This window comes from Methylobacterium ajmalii (assembly GCF_036448855.1).
In the GTDB taxonomy this organism is placed as follows: domain Bacteria; phylum Pseudomonadota; class Alphaproteobacteria; order Rhizobiales; family Beijerinckiaceae; genus Methylobacterium; species Methylobacterium ajmalii.
In genome coordinates, this window is record NZ_JAZFXT010000012.1 from 24,212 (window position 1) to 42,200 (window position 17,989).

Below are 17,989 nucleotides of genomic sequence, written 5' to 3' on the forward strand. Positions count from 1 at the left end.
CGGGCGGCCTCGGGTCAGGCCCCCCGCCCGATCCCGCGCCGGCCGGGGAGGCGGAGGCCGAGGATGCCGATCCTCCCGCGCGGGACGCCCCCGCGGCCGGCGCGGGATGCGCATGGGAGCGGCCGTGCTATGGCGCGGCCGGGCGCCGGTGCTATGAGACCGCCGCCGAGGGTCGCGGAAGGGGGCGACGGACCAGTGAACGACCGCCGCGAAACCGACCGCATCGACGCCGAGATCGGCCGGTCGGCGCCCAGCCACGACCCGTTCGCCGCCGCGGTGCGCGCCACGCGGATGCCGATGCTGATCACCGACCCGCACCAGCCCGACAACCCGATCGTCTTCGTCAACGCCGCCTTCTCCAAGCTGACCGGCTACGGGCGCGACGAGATCCTCGGGCGCAACTGCCGCTTCCTGCAGGGACCGGAGACCGACCGCGCCGACGTCGACAAGATCCGCGACGCCGTCGAGCGGCGCGTGGCGATCGAGATCGACCTCCTGAACCACAAGAAGAACGGCGAGCGGTTCTGGAACCGGCTGCTGATCTCGCCGGTCTTCGACCAGGACGGCGCACTGACCTACTTCTTCGCTTCGCAGTTCGACGTCACGCTGGAGCGCGAGCACCTGCACAACCTCGGCGAGGCGCTGCGCCGGCGCGAGCAGATGCTCGACGCCCTGGTCCGCTCCTCCTCCGAGGTGCGCTACCGGATCAGCGCCGACTGGAGCCGGCTGTATCAGCTCTCGGGCGGCGGCCTCCTCTCGGACACGACCTCGGCCAGCGCCGACTGGCTGGAGACCTACATCCCGCCCGAGGACCGGGCGGCGGTGCGGAGCGAGATCGAGCGCGCGATCCGCACCAAGACCTCCTACAGCCTCGAGCACCGGGTCTACCTCGCCGACGGCTCGGTCGGGTGGGCCTCGTCCCGCGCCGTGCCGGTGCTGGACGGCGAGGGCCGGATCACCGAATGGTACGGCGCGGCCACCGACATCACCGAGCGCAAGCGGCAGGAGGCGGCGACGCGCGACCTCACCGCCTCGCTGGGCCGGCAGGTCGCCGACCGCACGGCGGAGATGCGCCTCTACGGCGACATCGTGCAGTCGAGCGCCGCGCCGATCTGCGCCTTCGACACGCAGTACCGACTGATCGCCTTCAACCAAGCCCACAGCGACGAGTTCTACCGGATCTTCGGCACCCGGGTGCGCGTCGGCGACGTCTTTCCCGACCTGTTTCCGGCCGACCAGGCCCCGGTGATGCGCGGCCTGATGGCCCGGGCGCTGTCGGGCGAGATCTACACCGTGACCGAGGAGTTCGGTGATCCGGGCCTCGCCAAGCCGGCCTGGGAGGTCACCTACTCGCCCCTGCGCGACGGCGACGGCCGGGTGATCGGCGCCTTCCACCATGCTCGGGACATCTCCGACCGGCTGCGCGCCGAGACGGAGCTGGCCGCGACGCAGGAAGCCCTGCGCCAGTCGCAGAAGATGGAGGCGGTGGGCCAGCTCACCGGGGGCCTCGCCCACGACTTCAACAACCTGCTGGCCGGCATCTCGGGCTCGCTCGAGCTGATGCAGACGCGCCTGCAGCAGGGCCGGTTCAAGGACGTCGAGCGCTACATGGCGGCGGCGCAGGGGGCGGCCAAGCGCGCCGCGGCGCTGACCCACCGGCTGCTGGCGTTCTCGCGCCGCCAGACGCTCGATCCGCGCCCCACCGACGTCAACCGCCTGGTCGCCGGCATGGAGGAGCTGATCCGCCGCACCGTGGGACCGGGCATCGCCCTCGAGGTGGCGGCGCGGGGCGACTGGCCGGCGCTGGTCGATCCCTCGCAGCTCGAGAACGCGCTCCTCAACCTGTGCATCAACGCCCGCGACGCGATGCCCGAGGGCGGGCGGATCACGGTCGAGACCGGCAACGCCGCGATGGACGCCAGGGCGGCGCGCCGGCACGACCTGCCGGAGGGCGAGTACCTGGCCCTCAGCGTGACCGATACCGGCACCGGCATGACGCCGGAGGTGATCGCCCGGGTGTTCGAGCCCTTCTTCACCACGAAGCCGATCGGCGAGGGCACAGGCCTCGGCCTGTCGATGATCTACGGTTTCGCCCAGCAATCCGGCGGCCAGGTCCGGATCGCCTCCGCGCCCGGCGAGGGTACGACGGTGAGCCTGTACCTGCCGCGCCACGACGGGCCGGCCCCCGCCGACGCGGAGGCGACGGCGATCGCGGAGCTGCCGCGGGCGGCCGAGGGCGAGACCGTGCTCGTCGTCGACGACGAGCCGACCGTGCGGATGCTGGTCACCGACATCCTGGAGGATCTCGGCTACACGGCGATCGAGGCGGCCGACAGCGCGGCCGGCCTCAAGGTCCTGCGCTCGGACGTGCGCATCGACCTCCTCGTCACCGATGTCGGCCTGCCCGGCGGCATGAACGGCCGCCAGATGGCGGAAGCCGCACGGCAGACCCGGCCGGACCTGAAGGTGCTGCTGATCACCGGCTACGCCGAGACCGCCATCCTCGGCACCGGGACCCTCGCCCCCGGCATGTCGGTGCTGACCAAGCCCTTCGCCGTCGAGGTGATGGCCGCCCGCATCCGTTCAATCATCGAGGCCGGCCGCGAGCGGGCGCGGAGGGACGCCTGAGCGCCGTCCCTGCTCACCCGGTGCGGCGCGCCGTCCAGCGTCCAGAGCACGGGCTGATCCCCGCCAGGCTCCAGCGGCCGCTGCCGGCGGTGCCGCGCAGGCGGCCGCTGACCGAGACGCTGGCGAGCCCGCTGCGGATCGTGCCGGTGATACGCCCATCGGCGCCGGCACGCCCGGAGGCGTCGACCCCGTTGCCGCCGGCATCGTCCACCACGCCGTCGCGGATCACGATCGGGTAGCGGTAGGGACCGGTGCAATTGCCGGTCTCGGCGGTGGCAACGACCGACCAGGCCCCGTCGAAGCGTCCCGCCGACGGCGCGGCCGAGGCCGGGCCGGCAGGGGCCAGGAGCAGGGCCGGCGCGAGGGCGGCGGCGAGGACCGGAAGGCGGGATGAGGTCATGGTCTCCTCTCGGGTCGACGATGGTCGCTGCCGGGCCGGGCACGGATGGGGGGACCATGCCGTGCCCGGCCGGCGACCGTTCCGAACGCCTCGGGGGAGGGCGCCGGAACGATGGGGGACGCCCGCGGGGGGCGGATCGGGATGGGGAGCGCCGATCGGGACTCCGGTCTCAGGCGTGCCCGAGCTCCTTCTCAGACGTGCCCGAGCTCCTGGGCGAGCCGGTCGCGGGCGCGGCTGACGCGGCTCTTCACGGTGCCGGGGGGACAGCCGATGACCACGGCGGCGGCCTCGTAGGTCAGGCCCTCGACCCCTACGAGGAGCAGCGCCTCGCGCTGGCTCGGTTCGAGCCGGTCGAGGGCGTCCTGCAGGTCGCGCAGGTCCGCCCGGTGCTCCTGCACGGCATCGCTCGTGAGGGCGGCGGAATGGACCCCGTCGGGATCCGCCACCTCGAGGCGATGGCGCCGGCGCCCGTTGAAGAAGCCGTTGCGCAGGATCGTGAACAGCCAGGCCGACAGGCTGGTGCCCGGCACGAACTGGCGCCGGTGCTCCCAGGCCTTCAGCAGGGTGTGCTGCACGAGGTCGTCGGCATCGGCGCCGTGCTGGGCGAGCGACAGCGCGTAGCGCCGCAGCCGCGGCACCGCGCCGAGGAGCTCGTCCTTGAACGCCGCCGACACCTCGCGCCCGGCCTCGGCGGTCTGCAGCGCCCGCGTCAGCCGCGCCAGCACGTCGCCCAGGCGCGAGCCGGCCTCGACCGCGACGATCTCGGGATAGTATTGCCGCAGCTGCCGGCCGAGATGCGACTGCATCAGGGCGAGGGCGGCGTCCGGTGCGACATCCGGTTCGCGCGTCACGTCGTCTGTTCCCACGGTCCAGGACCCGTCAACGTTCGTCCCGCCGGGCTAGACCGCTCGGCCCAACGGACTAGTCCCGTGGGGCAGTGCGGGGAGCAGGCGACGACACGATTTATTTCTGGTCGCCGGCAATTACGTCAATGATACGATTTTACCGGTGAAATTGCCTGCCGTCACGGAACCCGATGGCGCGCGATCCGTTTGTGCTCCGCTGCCCGAGAGGTAGCCGCGAGACCGCCGCTCCCGGCGGTCCGCCAGCACGAAGGGACCGCACCGGCCGTGACCGCAGGCGTCGACAGGCATGAACTCCGGCAGATCATCGCCGGCCTCAGCGAGGGCGTGATCCTGGTCGAGCCCGACCAGACCATCGCCTACGCCAACGAGGCCGCCCTCGCGATGCACGGCGCCGAGAGCCTGGACGAGATCGGCCCGACGGTCGACGCCTACCGCGAGCGCTTCGCCCTGCGCTACCGCAACAACCGCGCGCCGGAGAACTACCCGATCGAGCGGGTGGTGGCCGGCGAGCGCTTCCACGACGTGGTCGTGGAGGTGACCCGCACCGACAAGCCGGATGTCGGCTTCGTGCATTCCCTGCGCAGCCTGGTGGCGACCGACCGGGAGGGCAAGCCGAGCTGCCTCGCCCTGATCCTCAAGGACGTATCGGACCAGTTCGAGGCCGAGGAGCGCTTCGAGCGCACCTTCAACGCCAACCCGGCCCCGGCCGTGATCACGCGGCTCGCCGACCTGCGCCACGTCAAGGTCAATGCCGGCTTCCTCGAGATGACCGGCTACACCCGCGACGCCGTGATCGGCCGCAGCGTCTACGAGGTCGACGTGCTGGCCAACGCCCGCAACCGCGATCTCGCGGTGTCGCGGCTGAACCAGGGCGGCACGATCCCCCAGATGGAGGCGCGCCTGGAGCTGCCCGACGGCGGCGGCCGCTTCGTCATCGTCGCCGGCCAGCCGATGGAGATGGGCGACGAGCCCTGCATGCTGTTCACCTTCGCCGACCTCGAACTGCGGCGGAAGGCCGAGACGGCCCTGCGCCAGAGCGAGGAGCGCTTCGCCAAGGCGTTCCGGCTGACGCCGGTCCCGACGCTGCTGGCCCGCGCCGAGGCGTTCCAGGTCACCAGCATCAACGAGGCCTTCGGGCGTGTGTTCGGCTTCGGCGAAGACAAGGTTGTCGGGCGCTCGCCGGCGGAGTTCGGGCTCTGGGTCTCGGACGAGCAGCGCCGCCGGTTCGAGGACGTGCTGACGCGCACCGGCTACGTCCTCGGTCTCGAGGTTTGCCTGCGCCACGAGAGCGGCGCCGACCTCGACTGCCTCGTCTCGGCCGAGCGCGTCGTCATCGGCGACGACGAGTTCGTCCTGATGGTCCTGCAGGACATCACCGAGCGCAAGCACACCGAGCGCGAGCTGTTCGACGCGATCGAGACGGTGATGGCCGACACCTCGTGGTTCAGCCGGGGCCTGATCGAGAAGCTCGCCAACCTGCGCCGGCCGGGGCGCGAGACTCCCGGGGCCGCGGTACCCGACCTGACCCTGCGCGAGCGCCAGATCCTCAATCTGATCTGCTCGGGCCTCGACGACGATGCCATCGCCCGCAAGCTCGGCCTGTCGCGCAACACCGTGCGCAATCACGGCGCCGCGCTCTACCGCAAGCTCGGCGTCCACCGCCGGACCGAAGTGATCCTGTGGGGCCGTGAGCACGGTTTCCCACTCCAGGCTTCTGGTAGCTGATGTTCAGCATACCAGTATCTTTCTACCATTGAACGCGCGCCAGGAGGGCACATCTGCAGGCCGGTCGGAGTTTTCTCTCACTCTTCACGGAGTTGCTCATGACCAAGCGCGCGACATCGACTTCCACCGAGCAGGTCAAGGGCTCGGTGAAGGAGGCCATCGGCAAGATCACCGGCGACGTCCGGGTCGAAGCCGAGGGCCGGCGTCAGAAGGGCGACGGGCACTCCCCCAGGGAAACCGCACCGCGCCGGGACTGACGGCACAGGTCATCCGGCGATCCCCAGGGGTCGCCGTCCCACCCACCCCGATCACCAGGAGACTTCAGATGGTTGACACCGATCGCCTCACCGGCGCCGCCCGCGAGCTCGGCGGCAAGATCCAGGGCGCCGTCGGCGACCTGACCGGCTCGCACCGGGATTCGGCCGAGGGCCGGTTCCGCGAGGCCCAGGGCGCGGCCGAGAACGCCTACGGCCAGGCCAAGGACGGCGTGCGCCACGCCGCCGACCGGGCGCAGGACTACGCCGGGGACTTCGCCCACGACGCCCGCGGCTATGCCGAGGACGCCCGCGACTACGCCGAGGATGCCTACGAGCGCGGCAGCCAGGTTCTGCGCCGCGGCACCCGTCAGGTCGGCCATCAGGTCGCCGAGTACCCGGTCGCCTCGCTGGTGATCGCCGGCCTCGTCGGCTTCGGCCTCGGCCTCCTCGTGAGCGCCAACCGCGACTGATCGCGCGACCGACCGCGTCGCGGCCGGACATCGCGAGCCCCGGGGAATCCGGCGCAGGAGAGCGCCGCGCGGCCCCGGGGCCGCCCCCGACCCATCGATGCATGAACGACCCGGAGTAACCACGTGACCATCCAGACCCCCGTTTCCCCCCTCGCGACCGCCGCCCAGGCCGACACCCGCGCGGTCCTGCTCAACCAGGTCTCCTGGGGCGCCATCTTCGCCGGCGCCGTCACCGCCCTGGTGACCCAGGTGATCCTCAACCTCGTGGGCGTCGGCGTCGGCCTGTCGTCGGTCGGCGTGAACGCCAGCGACAACCCGGCCGCCTCGACCCTGTCGACGGGCGCCGGCCTGTGGTTCGTGGTTTCGGGTATCGTCGCCTCGCTCGCCGGCGGCGCCATCGCGGGCCGCCTCTCCGGCAAGCCGCTGCCGGGCGCGGCCGCCCTGCACGGCCTCGTCTCCTGGGCGGTGACGACCCTGGTGGTGATCTACCTCGTGACCTCGGCGGCCAGCGGCCTCGTCGGCGGCACGCTCAGCACCGTCTCGAGCGCGCTCGGCGGCGCCGGCAACCTCGTCGGCGGCACCGTCCAGACCGCCGCCCAGGCCGCGGCCCCGTCGCTGTCGAAGATTCAGAACCCGCTCGAGGGCATCGAGGACAAGGTGCGCCAGCAGGCCGCCGGCCAGGACCCGCAGGCCGCCCGCGACGCCGCCGTGGCCGCCGTGCGCGCCGTGCTGACCGGTGACGCGGCCCAGAAGGAGCAGGCCAAGAACCGCGCCGCCGACGCGCTGGCCAAGGCCCAGGGCATCTCGCCCGACCAGGCCAAGACCCAGATCGACGACTACCAGAAGCAGTACGAGCAGGCGGTCGCCACCGCCAAGCAGAAGGCCGAGGCCGCGGCCGTGACCGCGAAGTCCGCCGCCACCCAGGGCGCCTTCTACGCCGCCATCGCGCTGCTGCTCGGCGCCGCCGCCGCCTTCTTCGGCGGTCGCCTGGGCGCCCCGAAGCTGGTCGGCGCCTACGACACCACCCGCCGCGTCTGACGCGGCGCCGGCCCCCGCCCGCCGGGCGGGGGCCGGTCCCCTCCCGCCCGTTCTTCACGCCCCCGAAGGAGAGATCTCGATGAGCAGCACCACGGACAAGCTCAAGGGCCTGGCCAACGAGGCCGTCGGCAACGTCAAGCAGGGCGTCGGCAAGGTCACCGGCAACGACCGCCTCGTCGTCGAGGGCAAGGCCCAAGAGCTCAAGGGCGAGGCCCAGCGTACCGTCGGCGAGGTCAAGGACGGCGTGAAGAGCGCCGCCGACAGCCTGCTCGGCCGCAAGTAAGGCCCGACCAGGCCACACCCGACATCCGCGGCGGGCCCGCCCCGCCGCCCTTCCGTTTCGAGACTCAGGAGGACAGCATGAACCGCGATCAGATCCGTGGCGCGTCCCGTCACCTGAAGGGCCGCGCCCAGACCGCCCTCGGCGGCCTCACGGGCGACCCGGCCCAGCAGGTTCGCGGTGCCGCCAACCAGGTGGCCGGCGGAGCGCAATACGCCTACGGCCGCGCTCGCGACCGGGCCGAGGACCTCATCGACGACGGCCGCCACCTCGCCGAGGCCGCCCGCGAGCGGGCCGAGACCCTGGCCGGCACGACCCGCGACTACGCCGAGGACTTCGCCGACACCGCCCGCAAGCAGGCCGGCCACGTCATCGAGGACGGGCGCCACGCCGCCCGCGAGGTGCGTCGCCGCGGCGAGACCTATGGCCGCCAGGCCCTCGCCTATGCCGACGGCCACCGCACCAACACCGTGCTGGGCATCGCCGCCCTCGCCTTCGCGGCAGGCTGGCTGTTCCGCCGCCGTCACTGAATCGGCGGTCGCGACCGGGACGTCGTCCGGATGCACCCGTCCCCGACGACGACCGATCGCCGCCCCGCGCGGTGGAGCCTTGCCTCCACCGCGACCTCTACAGCGCAGGCGCGACCCGACCGGGCAGGTGTGGCACCGACTGAATCGGTGACGGCAAGCACGAATGCCGTATCGCAGCGTCCATCCCGGCGAATTGTTTCGTGGCATCGCGCCGGTATCTGTCGTTCTGTCGCAGCATTCCCAAAGAACGATCGATTTGTATCGGGATCTTTTCTCGCTTGCGGGCGTTGGAAGCTGAAATCAATCCGCAAGCCTTGAAAAGGAGACTACCATGCTGCGCAAGATATTCATGTTGTTCGTCCTGCCGAAGCTGATCGCGCGATTCAACCGCCGCGGCACCAGCCCCCGGCACGGCCGGACGTACTGAGCAGCCCCATGCAAGGGCGCATGAAACGAGGACAGGAACCGACACCCTCATGAAGCTCCCCTTCGTCGCCGCCGCGACCCTCGCGGCCCTCGTCGTCGGCAGCCCCGCCTCGGCCGCCCCGGCCGAGGCCGGTGCCGCCGCAGCGGCCCTCGTCCGCGGCGACCTGCCGACGGAATTCTCGCAGTACCGGCGCTTCGGCCGGCCCAACGGCTACCGCCGGGGCTACGGGTTCCGGCGCGGCTACGGCTATCGCCGCGGCCCGGGCGTCGGTGCCGCGGTCGGGGCGGGCGTGGCGGGCCTCGCGGCCGGGGCGATCATCGGTGGCGCGATCGCCAACTCGCAGGCCCAGGCCGCCCCGGTGGTGGTCCAGGGAGGTCCCGACCCGGAGACGGTCGCGGCCTGCGCCCGGCGCTTCCGCTCCTACGATCCGGCGAGCGGCACCTACTTGAGCAACGACGGCACCCGCCGTCCCTGCCCGTGCCCCCCTGCACGGCCGTCGTCCCCAGGGGAGTCCCTAGGGGCGGCGGCCGTGCCGTTCGAGGGCGGGAGCGAACCCGGCCACCGTCCCACCGTTGTGCCGGCATGTCAGCACACGCTCCCCTCCCCACCACCCTCCCCGCCCGATCCGGGCGCGCCCTCTCCCCGGCTGCAGGCCTCGCGCTGGCAGGGGCGGCCATCCTCGGCGCCAGCGCGGTCGAGGCGGGTCGTCGCGCCCGGGCCGCCGAACGGGCGACGCCGCCGGTCGGGCGGTTCGTCGAGGTCGGCGGCACGCGCCTCCATGTCCTCGAGCGCGGGCACGGCCCGGCCCTCGTCCTGCTCCACGGCAACGGCAGCCTGATCCAGGACTGGCTGGTGAGCGGACTCATCGAGCGAGCAGCGACGACCCATCGGGTGATCGCCTTCGACCGGCCGGGCTTCGGCCACAGCGAGCGGCCGCGCAGCCGGATCTGGACCCCGGCGATGCAGGCCGGCCTGATCCGCGGCGCACTGCACAGCCTCGGGGTCGAGACGGCGACGATCCTCGGCCATTCCTGGGGGACCCAGGTGGCGATCGCCCTGTCGCTGCAGGATCCCGGCCGGGTACGGTCCCTGGTCCTCGAATCCGGATACTACTTTCCCTCGCCGCGGATCGACGGGATGCTGTTCACGCCCCAGGCCCTGCCGGGCCTCGGCGACCTGATCAGCCACACGGTCGCGCCGGTCGCCGGCCGCCTGCTCTGGCCGCGCATCCTGGCGCGCCTGTTCGGGCCGAGCCCAGTGCCGGAGCGCTTTGCCCGCGACTTCCCGGTCGAGATGGTATTGCGCCCCTCGCAGCTGCGCAGCGCGGCCGCCGAATCCGTCCTGATGGTGCCGGACGCCTTCGCGCTCCGGCCGCATTACGGCGAGTTGCGCCCGCCGGTGACGATCCTGTCCGGCACGGGCGACCGCCTGGTCTCCCACGCCGAGCAGTCGGCGGCCCTGCATCGCCGGATCCCGGGCAGCCGCCTCGTCGCGGTCGAGGGCGCCGGCCACATGCTGCACCAGATCGCGCCCGACCGGGTGCTCGACGCCCTGGCGGCCGCATGAGGAGCGCCGCCGGGCAGGCCCGCGGGGGCCGCAAGGATCGCAGCATCGAGAATCACGCCCTCGAGAATCGCCGCCCGGCGCGGCACCCGATTGCAACGCGATCGGGCGCTGCTCTAGGAGGTGACTCGACGTCCGCCGGCCCCGGCCGGCCCCCTCCTGAGCGGTCCTTCCCGACGTGACGATCCTGAAACGTGCGCGGCGCCTCGCCGAGACGGGGCGCCAGTGGTTCGTGCCTCCCCCGGGCCCCGTGGCCTGGAGCCGGCTCTACAATTGCGGCGTGCTCGTCGCCCTCAACCCGGAGGCCGACGCCGACGCGGTGAGCCTCGCGCTTGCGCAGGGCGGGGAACGCGATCAGCCCCTTCCCGTCGACCGGCGGTTCGTCGAGCAGGGCGTCACCTACCTGCACGCCGTCCTCGACCCGGCCTTGCTGGCCGGCTCCCGCCGCCTGAGGCTGACGGTGACCGAGCCGGGCCGGGCCGAGCAGCAGCAGGTCGCGGTCGGGCCCGGCCACCACACGGTCCACCTCGACGGCGTCTCGGGCGGGGTGCTGTCGGGCTGGGTCTCGTCCCTGTCGCCGGACCCGCTGCCGGCCCTGCACCTGATGGTGGACGGCCTGGAGGGCGAGCCGGTCCGCCCGGACGTCTACCGGCCGGAGCTGCGCTTCGGCGGCCACGAGGGTGGCTGGAACGGCTTTCGCTTCACCCTGCCGGCCTGGGCCCTCGACGGGCGGCCCCACACGATCGGCGTGCGGGCCGGCGAGACGGTGGCGACGCTCGGCGCCTACGCGCCGCACCTGCGATCGAGCCTCCACATCGAGGCGCCGGACCGGGTCACCGGCTGGGTGTTCGACGAGGCCGGGCCCGACCGGCCGACCGTCGTGCGGGCGGTCCGGGACGGCGAGGAGGTGGCGCAGGTCGAGACCCACGCGCGCGCCGATCTCCTGGACCTGTTCGGCCGCCACTCCGCCGCCTTCGCGTTCCCGCCCGGGGCGCTCAAGCCGGGCACCGACCTCGCGGTCGGCCCGATCGGCGCCGGCGAGGTGATCGGCCACCTGCGCGGCACCATCGAGCTCGCCCGGGCCGAGGCCCGCGCCCTGCTGCTGCCGAACGATCCTTCGGCAACCCGCGAGGAGCGCCTTGCCGTCCACGACCGCCTCGTGGCGGCGATCCGGCCCGGCGGCGGTGCCCGCCTCGTCCTCGGCGAGCCGGCGGTGCCGGAGGCGGACCTGCCCGGGGCCGCCCGCACGCCGCCGCCGGCCTGCGCGATCGTGCCGGTCTATAACGGCCTCTCCGACCTGAAGGCCTGCCTCGCCTCGCTGCTGCCGCAGCTGGCGCCGGGGCGGATGCGGGCGCTCGTCATCGACGACGCCTCGCCCGATCCGGCGGTGACGCGCTACCTCGACGACCTGGCGGCCGAGGCCCGTCCTGGCCTGACGGTGCTGCGCAACCGGGAAAATCTCGGCTTCATCGGCACGGTCAACGCCGGCTTCGCCCTGCTGGAGCCGGGCGAGGACTGCGTCCTCGTCAACGCCGACACGGTGCTGGCGCCCCGCGCCCTGGAGAAGCTCGCCGCCGCCTGCCACCGCCGGCCCGGCATCGCCAGCGCCACGCCGCTGTCGAACAACGCCACCATCCTGGGCTTCCCCGGGATGCCGGAGGCGCAGGGACCGCTCCTCGGCCTGCCGCCCGCCGCGATCGACGCGGCCCTCGAGGCCGCCGCCCCGGCGCCCGTCACGCTCCCGACCGGCATCGGCTTCTGCCTCTACCTCAACCGGCAGGCCCTCGACGAGGTCGGGGCGCTCTCGCCCGAATGGGGGCGCGGCTATTGCGAGGAGGTCGACTGGTGCCTCAAGGCCCGCGACCTCGGCTGGATCCACGTCGCGGCCACCGACACCTATGTCGAGCACGAGGGCTCGGTGTCGTTCGGCAAGGGCGAACGGCTGGCGATCCTGGAGCGGAACCACGCCCGCCTCGTCGCCCTCTATCCGGAATACCAGGACGAGGTCGACGCCTTCCTCGCCGCCGATCCGCTCGCGCCGCTCCGGCTCGCCGTGCTCGGGCGGCTCCTCGCCGCGCGGCTGCAGCGCCTGACGCTCCATGTCGGCCACGGCCTGGGCGGCGGGGCGACGCGCTACGTCGATCAGATCCGCGGCCTCGCCCGGGCCCCCGACCACGAGATCGGCCACCTCGTCCCTTCGCGCGGGCGGCTGTCGCTGACGCTCGACACCGCCCGGGCGGCCCTGACCCTGGGGCCGGACGAACTCTTCGGCCTCCTCGAGAGGCTGGAGGAGGCCGGGATCGCGGTCGACCTCCACCTCGACGCCCGCCTCGGCTACGATTCCGTCTTCCTCGACCGGCTGCTCTCCGGGCGCTGGCCCTACGCGGTCACCCTGCACGACTTCCAGTGGTACTGTCCGAAGGTCCACCTGGTCGACGGGCGCGACTTCTACTGCGAGGAGCCGCCGGCCGACGTCTGCCGCCACTGCACGGTGCGGGGGGTCACGCACGACTACGCCGACCAGAACGCCCTGATGGGCGGCGGCCTCGGCGGCTGGCTGGCGACGAACGAGCGCATCCTGCGCGGGGCCCGGCGCCTCGTGGCGCCCTCCCACGACACCGCGGCGCGCTATGCCCGCCGCCTCGGGCTCACCGGGATCGCGGTGGTGCCCCATCCCGAGGCGGCGCCGGCCCACGCCGCCGCGCCGCCGCGCCGGCCGCGGACCGGCGCCGTGCGGGTCGCCGTCGTCGGCTCGCTCGGCAACCACAAGGGCTTCGAGCTCGTCGTGGCGCTCGCCGAGCGCGCGGCCCGGGAGCGGCGGCCGATCGCCTTCACGGTGATCGGCTCCGTCGCCGACCGGGACCGCGCCGCGCGGGTGCCGGGCCTCACGGTGACCGGCCCCTACCGGCCCGACGACCTGCCGCGCCTGCTCGCCGAGACCGATCCCGACTACGTGTTCCTGTCGAGCGTCTGGCCCGAGACCTATTCCTACGTCCTGTCGGAGGCCTGGGCGGCGGGCTACCCGGTCGTCGCCCTCGACATCGGCGCCCCGGCGGAGCGCATCCGCGCCGAGGGCGGCGGCCTGCTGCTGCCGTTCGGCCGCGACACGGCCGCCCTGCTCGACGCCCTGGTGGCGGCGCGCGGTCAGCTGGCCGAGGTCGCGATCCCGGCCCTGCCGGCGGCCGCGCCGAGCCTCGCGGCCTACGAGGCGGCGATCGAGGCATCCGCCGGCGAACGGGCACCGGACGGCGCATGACGGCGGGCGGAGGAGCGAACGACATCGCTCCTCCGCCGATCGTCGGCGTCATGCGATGTCCGATCGATCGCGCGGGCGTGTGGAGCCTGCGGCTCCACCGCGCGGGCTTTCGAGACGAGATCCGGCGGCGATCGTCCGGATCTCGTGTCACCGGCGGAAGCGGGTCACCGCGGCGCCGCGCCGTCCGGGCGGTTCGACGGCAGCCCGCCGGGCGCGTCCGGGTAGGCGGTGCTCGGCACCGGGCCGGCCCGGCCCACCGAGCTGCTCGGCGCCGCGGTGCGGTTCGTGTCCGCCGCCCCCGAGGGACCGGGCGCCGCCGGGCACGGGCCGGGGCCCGGGCAGGCGGCGTGGTCGGTGGCGACGGAGCGGCCGTCCCGCTCGGCCGCCGGCTGGCCGCCGGGGCTGTTGGGGTAGGCCGCGGCCCCGCCGGGCTGGGTCGCCGGCGCGACCGGCGTCGGCGAACCCTGCGCCAGGGCGGCGCCGGCGAGGGTCCCGCCGGCGAGCAGCCCGAGCAGGGGCGGGGCGAAGCGGAGGGCGAGCGGGCGCATCAGATCTCCCGCCGCTGCATCGCGCCGGCGATGTGGTCGGCCTGGCGGAGCGCCAGCGCCACGATGGTCAGGGTCGGGTTGCAGGCCGCGCCGCTGGTGAACTGGCTGCCGTCGGAGACGAACAGGTTCTTCACGTCGTGGGTCTGGCCGAACTTGTTGACCACGCCGTCCCGGGCCTTCGCGCTCATCCGGTTGGTGCCCATGTTGTGGGTGCTCGGATAGGGCGTGACCGGATAGGTCACCGTGGCGCCGACCGCCTCGTAGATCGCCGCGCCCTGCTTGTAGGCGTGGTTTCGCATTGCGACGTCGTTGGGATGGTCGTCGAAGTGGACGCTCGCCACCGGCATGCCGTGCTTGTCCTTGACCGCGGGATCGAGGGTGATGCGGTTCGTCTCCTGCGGCAGGTCCTCGCCGACGAGCCACATCCCGGCCATGCGCGGGTACTGCTCCATCGCGCTCGTGAAGGAGCGGCCCCAGGCGCCGGGATTGAGGAAGGCCGCCATGAACGGCACGCCGAGCGAGACCGTCTCCATCTCGTAGCCGCCGGCAAAGCCGCGCTTGGGGTCGTGCCGGGCCTCGTCCCGGATGATGCCGGCCATCGTGGTGCCGCGGTACATGTGCACCGACTTCTCGAACACGCCGTAGACGCTGCCGGTCATGTGGCGCAGGTAGTTGCGGCCGACCTGGCCCGAGGAGTTGGCGAGACCGTCCGGGAACTGCGCGGACGCGCTGTTGAGGAGCAGCCGCGGACTCTCGATCGAGTTGCCGGCCACCGCGACGATGCGGGCCTTCTGGCGCTGCAGCTTGCCGTCGCCGTCGGCATAGACCACGCCCGTCACCTTGCCGGACGCGTCGTGCTCGATGCGGATCGCCATGCAGTTCGGACGGACCTCGAGGTTGCCGGTCTCCTCGCCGCGCGGGATCTCGGCGATCAGGGTCGACCACTTCGCGCCGGACTTGCAGCCCTGGAAGCAGAAGCCGATCTGCTGGCACGAGCCGCGATCGTGCCGCTCCTGGCTGTTGATCGCCATCCGGCCGGTATGGACCTCCGTGTAGCCGAGGCGGCGGGCCCCGGCCTCCATCACCTTGAAGTTGTTGTTGCCCGGCAGGCCCGGGATGCCGTTGGTGCGGGTCACGCCCATCCGGTCCTCGGCCTTCGTGTACCAGGGGTCGAGCTCGGCCCGGGTGATCGGCCAGTCGAGGAGGTTGGCGCCGGGGATCGCGCCGTAATGGTCTCGGATGCGGAATTCGTGCTCCTCGAAGCGCAAGGAGGCGCCGGCCCAGTGCACGGTGGAGCCGCCCACCGCCTTGACGATCCAGGCCGGCAGGTTGGGGAAGTCCCGCGCCACCCGCCACGAGCCCGAGGTGGTGCGCATGTCGGTCCAGGCGAGCTGGGCGAAGCTCGCCCACTCGTCGTTGACGAAATCCTCCATGTTGTGGCGGGCGCCGGCCTCGAGGATGACGGTGCGGATGCCCTTGAGCGCCAGCTCGGTGCCGAGCGTGCCGCCGCCGGCGCCCGAGCCGACGATGACGACGAGGCCGTCGTCGTTCAGGTCGAATGTGGCCATGGTTTCCTCCGGCCCGCGCGGCCCGGTCGCGGCCGATCCGGCGCGGTGTTCATTGATTGTTCTTTAGTTGACGCTCGATAGATCGGTGGGCGTTGCCGGGCTAGAGCGCTTCACGATTGCGTTGCAATCGCGATGCACTCTAGGTTTTTGATTTTGCCGCATTTTCTTCGACGCCCCGGCATCCACTTCGTCGGAAAATGCTCTAGACCTTCGGCAACCAGTCGATGTCGTTGAATCCGCGATTGATGTAGCCGCCCTTGTCGGCGGACGCGCCCTCGTAGCCGAATTTCGGCCACAGCTCGGGCTGGTTGTAGAGCGAGACGACGAGGTCGGAACGGATCTTCTTGAAGAAGTCGGTGTGGCTGATGCCCTCGAGGATGACGACGCGGTCGGCCTCCCAGCCGATCTGGGCGTAATCGACCTTGTGGCGGGCCTGCGAATCCTCGTTGAGGCGGCGCACGCCGGAGGTCAGCAGCGTCTTCACGCCCGCGTCTGCGGCGGCCTTGCCGTCCCAGGGCTTGATCGCCGTGATGTAGTAGACGTCGCCGAGGAAGTCGTGCGGGTAGATGTCCCGTGCCATCTTCACCAGGGTCTTCAGCTCGGCCGGGGCCAGGGCGGCGCCGTTCTCGGCCCAGGCCTCCGAGACCTGGAGCCCGGCGCCGGTGGCGAGCGCCGCGGCCGGGGCGGCGACGGCGGCGGTCTGCAGGAAGCCGCGGCGGCTGAACCGCGCGCGCGGATCGACTTCTCTCATGGGCGTCTCCTCGGGATCGTTTCTGTGCGGTCTGTCGTCTGCATCGGGCCGGGGCGCGTCTGCGCGCGCTTCCCGGCCCGGCTCGATCGGGGCCTCAGGCGAAGCGACCGCCCTTCTGGATCACCTCGATCTTGTAGCCGTCGGGATCGGTGGCGAAGAAGAACCGGGCGAGCGTCTTGCCCTGGTGCTGGAAGTCCTTGACCGGGGTCGCGGGCAGGCCGGCCTCGGTGAAGCGGGCATGCTCGGCGTCGACGTCGTCCACCACCACCGCGAGGTGGCCGTAGCCGTCGCCGAGGGCGTAGGGCTCGGTGCGGTCGAAGTTGACGGTGAGCTCCAGCTCGAACGGCGACGAGGGATGGCGCAGGTAGACGAGCGCGAAACCGTCGAAGCCGATGCGCTCGGCGAGCTCCAGGCCGAACGCGCGGGCGTAGTAGGCGCGGGAACGCTCCTCGTCGAGGACGCGGATCATCGAGTGGACGGGCTTGGCCATCGGCAGCGGGAACCTCGTGCGGTGGGGGGCGCCGCGAACGGTCGCCCGGGTGTCGGTGCTTAGACTAGCTCCAGGGAAGGATCCCGGGTGGTAGCGGGATGTGACGCCGGGTGCGCTGCGCTCCCCGGCCGCGCGGTGCTCCCGCAACGGAATCCCGGGCCGCCCGCACGTCGTGACCGCGATGCTTGTTCCGCTCCGCCGCGTGCGCGAGTGCACATCTCGCCGCTTCGCGACGTCCTATATTCCAATCACCGCAAGAGAGCGGGCCACGAAACCCGGCCCGCAGCGCAGACAGGAGACTGAATACCAGATGAAGACCCGTATCGCCGCTGTCGTCACCGCGCTTGTCCTTGGCGTCGCTCCGATCTCGTCCGCCATGGCATTCAGCGCGAATTCCCCCTTCAACCCGTTCGCCCCGCGCGACGTCGAGACCACCGGCTCCATCGGCCCGGCCAATACCAGCGTGCCGTTCTACGGCGCCTGCCCGATGAGCTCGGCCTCGGAGGGCAACGCCAACCAGCAGAACTTCCCGGTCAAGCAGTACGGCCAGACCTCCGGCGGCCAGCGCTGCTGAGCGCGACCGGCCTGGGAAGACGCCGACACGAATCCGGAAGATCGAGGGAATTTGAAAATGAGTGAGATGAAGCTCCTGCGCGCCGTGTCCTACGGCATGATCGGCGTCCTGGCTGGCGGCCTCGCGATGACCGCCTTCGGCACCGCCAGCGCCCTGATGAACATGTGACCGAGGACCGCCCCGCAAGGGCGGTCCTTCGTTCGTGGAGCGGCCGGTGAGCGGCCGGCCCCGGAACCGCTGCGGGCCCGAGGCGCTTCCCATCCCGATTACCCCGATCTTGGCGCCCGCCGGAGACCGTCATGCCCCCGCTCGCTCGCCTTGCCTCCGTCCTCATCCTAGTCGCCGGCACCGTGCCCGCCCTGGCGATCTCCGACCGGCGCGACCAGCCGACCCAGGCCGATCTCCCGAAAGCCGATCGGCCCGACGACGCCCGCGGCGGAGGCCCGGGCATCGCACCGCCCCGGGCGCTCAAGCCCGACACGCAGGTGACGCCCACGCGGGCGACGCCCGGCGGCACGCCGGCGCGGACCGACCCCCTCGACAAGCTCGACCCCAAGGACCGCCGCGCCACCGGCGGCGGTGACGGGGCGGGCGATCGAAGGTAAGGCAGGCGCCCCA

17 protein-coding genes and 1 pseudogene are annotated in these 17,989 nt (G+C 72.5%); 12 read left to right on the top strand and 6 right to left on the bottom strand.

The window, feature by feature from the left end:
- Positions 1-195: 195 nt before the first annotated feature.
- On the top strand, positions 196-2,628 hold the full coding sequence (locus V3T34_RS05205; RefSeq protein WP_305077531.1) for a PAS domain-containing protein: 2,433 nt from the start codon (positions 196-198) through the stop codon (positions 2,626-2,628).
- Between the two features lie 13 nt (positions 2,629-2,641).
- On the opposite strand, the gene V3T34_RS05210 is transcribed toward V3T34_RS05205, so the two are convergent.
- Together V3T34_RS05210 and V3T34_RS05215 are read right to left on the bottom strand one after the other, a co-directional pair.
- Positions 2,642-3,028 carry a hypothetical protein gene (locus V3T34_RS05210; protein ID WP_060848172.1) on the bottom strand — a complete coding sequence of 129 codons (387 nt, stop codon included), beginning with the start codon at positions 3,026-3,028 and terminating at the stop codon, positions 2,642-2,644.
- 191 nt (positions 3,029-3,219) lie between these two features.
- Positions 3,220-3,879, bottom strand: coding sequence for a sigma-70 family RNA polymerase sigma factor (locus V3T34_RS05215; protein ID WP_305077532.1), 660 nt, complete (start codon positions 3,877-3,879; stop codon positions 3,220-3,222).
- Between the two features lie 279 nt (positions 3,880-4,158).
- Between V3T34_RS05215 and V3T34_RS05220 the strand changes: the two genes are divergently transcribed.
- From V3T34_RS05220 to V3T34_RS05260, 9 genes and pseudogenes are all read left to right on the top strand, one after another.
- A complete protein-coding gene (locus V3T34_RS05220) occupies positions 4,159-5,619 on the top strand; it encodes a helix-turn-helix transcriptional regulator (RefSeq protein WP_060848173.1) in 1,461 nt (486 codons plus the stop codon).
- A gap of 98 nt (positions 5,620-5,717) precedes the next feature.
- Entirely contained in the window at positions 5,718-5,876 is a 159-nt protein-coding gene (locus V3T34_RS05225; RefSeq protein ID WP_082742601.1) for a CsbD family protein, read from the top strand.
- Between the two features lie 68 nt (positions 5,877-5,944).
- Positions 5,945-6,346, top strand: coding sequence for a CsbD family protein (locus V3T34_RS05230; RefSeq protein ID WP_060848174.1), 402 nt, complete (start codon positions 5,945-5,947; stop codon positions 6,344-6,346).
- A 123-nt stretch (positions 6,347-6,469) separates the two neighbouring features.
- Entirely contained in the window at positions 6,470-7,384 is a 915-nt protein-coding gene (locus tag V3T34_RS05235) for a hypothetical protein (protein ID WP_060848175.1), read from the top strand.
- Positions 7,385-7,463: 79 nt separating this feature from the next.
- Positions 7,464-7,667, top strand: coding sequence for a CsbD family protein (locus tag V3T34_RS05240; protein ID WP_305077533.1), 204 nt, complete (start codon positions 7,464-7,466; stop codon positions 7,665-7,667).
- A 77-nt stretch (positions 7,668-7,744) separates the two neighbouring features.
- Positions 7,745-8,194, top strand: a complete 450-nt coding sequence (locus V3T34_RS05245; RefSeq protein WP_305077534.1) for a CsbD family protein — start codon at positions 7,745-7,747, stop codon at positions 8,192-8,194.
- Between the two features lie 476 nt (positions 8,195-8,670).
- A pseudogene (locus tag V3T34_RS05250) lies at positions 8,671-9,099 on the top strand (BA14K family protein); the annotation flags it as partial.
- 104 nt (positions 9,100-9,203) lie between these two features.
- A complete protein-coding gene (locus V3T34_RS05255; RefSeq protein WP_091888434.1) occupies positions 9,204-10,187 on the top strand; it encodes an alpha/beta fold hydrolase in 984 nt (327 codons plus the stop codon).
- A gap of 175 nt (positions 10,188-10,362) precedes the next feature.
- A complete protein-coding gene (locus V3T34_RS05260; protein WP_305077535.1) occupies positions 10,363-13,440 on the top strand; it encodes a glycosyltransferase in 3,078 nt (1,025 codons plus the stop codon).
- Between the two features lie 164 nt (positions 13,441-13,604).
- On the opposite strand, the gene V3T34_RS05265 is transcribed toward V3T34_RS05260, so the two are convergent.
- From V3T34_RS05265 to V3T34_RS05280, 4 genes are all read right to left on the bottom strand, one after another.
- Complete coding sequence (locus tag V3T34_RS05265; protein WP_060848181.1) at positions 13,605-13,988, bottom strand: hypothetical protein; 384 nt, start codon at positions 13,986-13,988, stop codon at positions 13,605-13,607.
- Positions 13,988-15,556, bottom strand: a complete 1,569-nt coding sequence (locus tag V3T34_RS05270; protein WP_060848182.1) for a GMC family oxidoreductase — start codon at positions 15,554-15,556, stop codon at positions 13,988-13,990. Before V3T34_RS05270 ends, V3T34_RS05265 begins: the two co-directional genes overlap by 1 nt.
- A 202-nt stretch (positions 15,557-15,758) precedes the next feature.
- Positions 15,759-16,307, bottom strand: a complete 549-nt coding sequence (locus V3T34_RS05275; RefSeq protein ID WP_060848183.1) for a twin-arginine translocation signal domain-containing protein — start codon at positions 16,305-16,307, stop codon at positions 15,759-15,761.
- Positions 16,308-16,401: 94 nt separating this feature from the next.
- Positions 16,402-16,797 carry a VOC family protein gene (locus tag V3T34_RS05280; protein WP_060848184.1) on the bottom strand — a complete coding sequence of 132 codons (396 nt, stop codon included), beginning with the start codon at positions 16,795-16,797 and terminating at the stop codon, positions 16,402-16,404.
- Between the two features lie 310 nt (positions 16,798-17,107).
- Here V3T34_RS05280 and V3T34_RS05285 point away from each other — a divergent pair, with 310 nt between their 5' ends.
- Positions 17,108-17,371 carry a hypothetical protein gene (locus V3T34_RS05285; RefSeq protein WP_060848185.1) on the top strand — a complete coding sequence of 88 codons (264 nt, stop codon included), beginning with the start codon at positions 17,108-17,110 and terminating at the stop codon, positions 17,369-17,371.
- A 299-nt stretch (positions 17,372-17,670) separates the two neighbouring features.
- Entirely contained in the window at positions 17,671-17,976 is a 306-nt protein-coding gene (locus V3T34_RS05290) for a hypothetical protein (protein ID WP_305077536.1), read from the top strand.
- Positions 17,977-17,989: the final 13 nt, after the last annotated feature.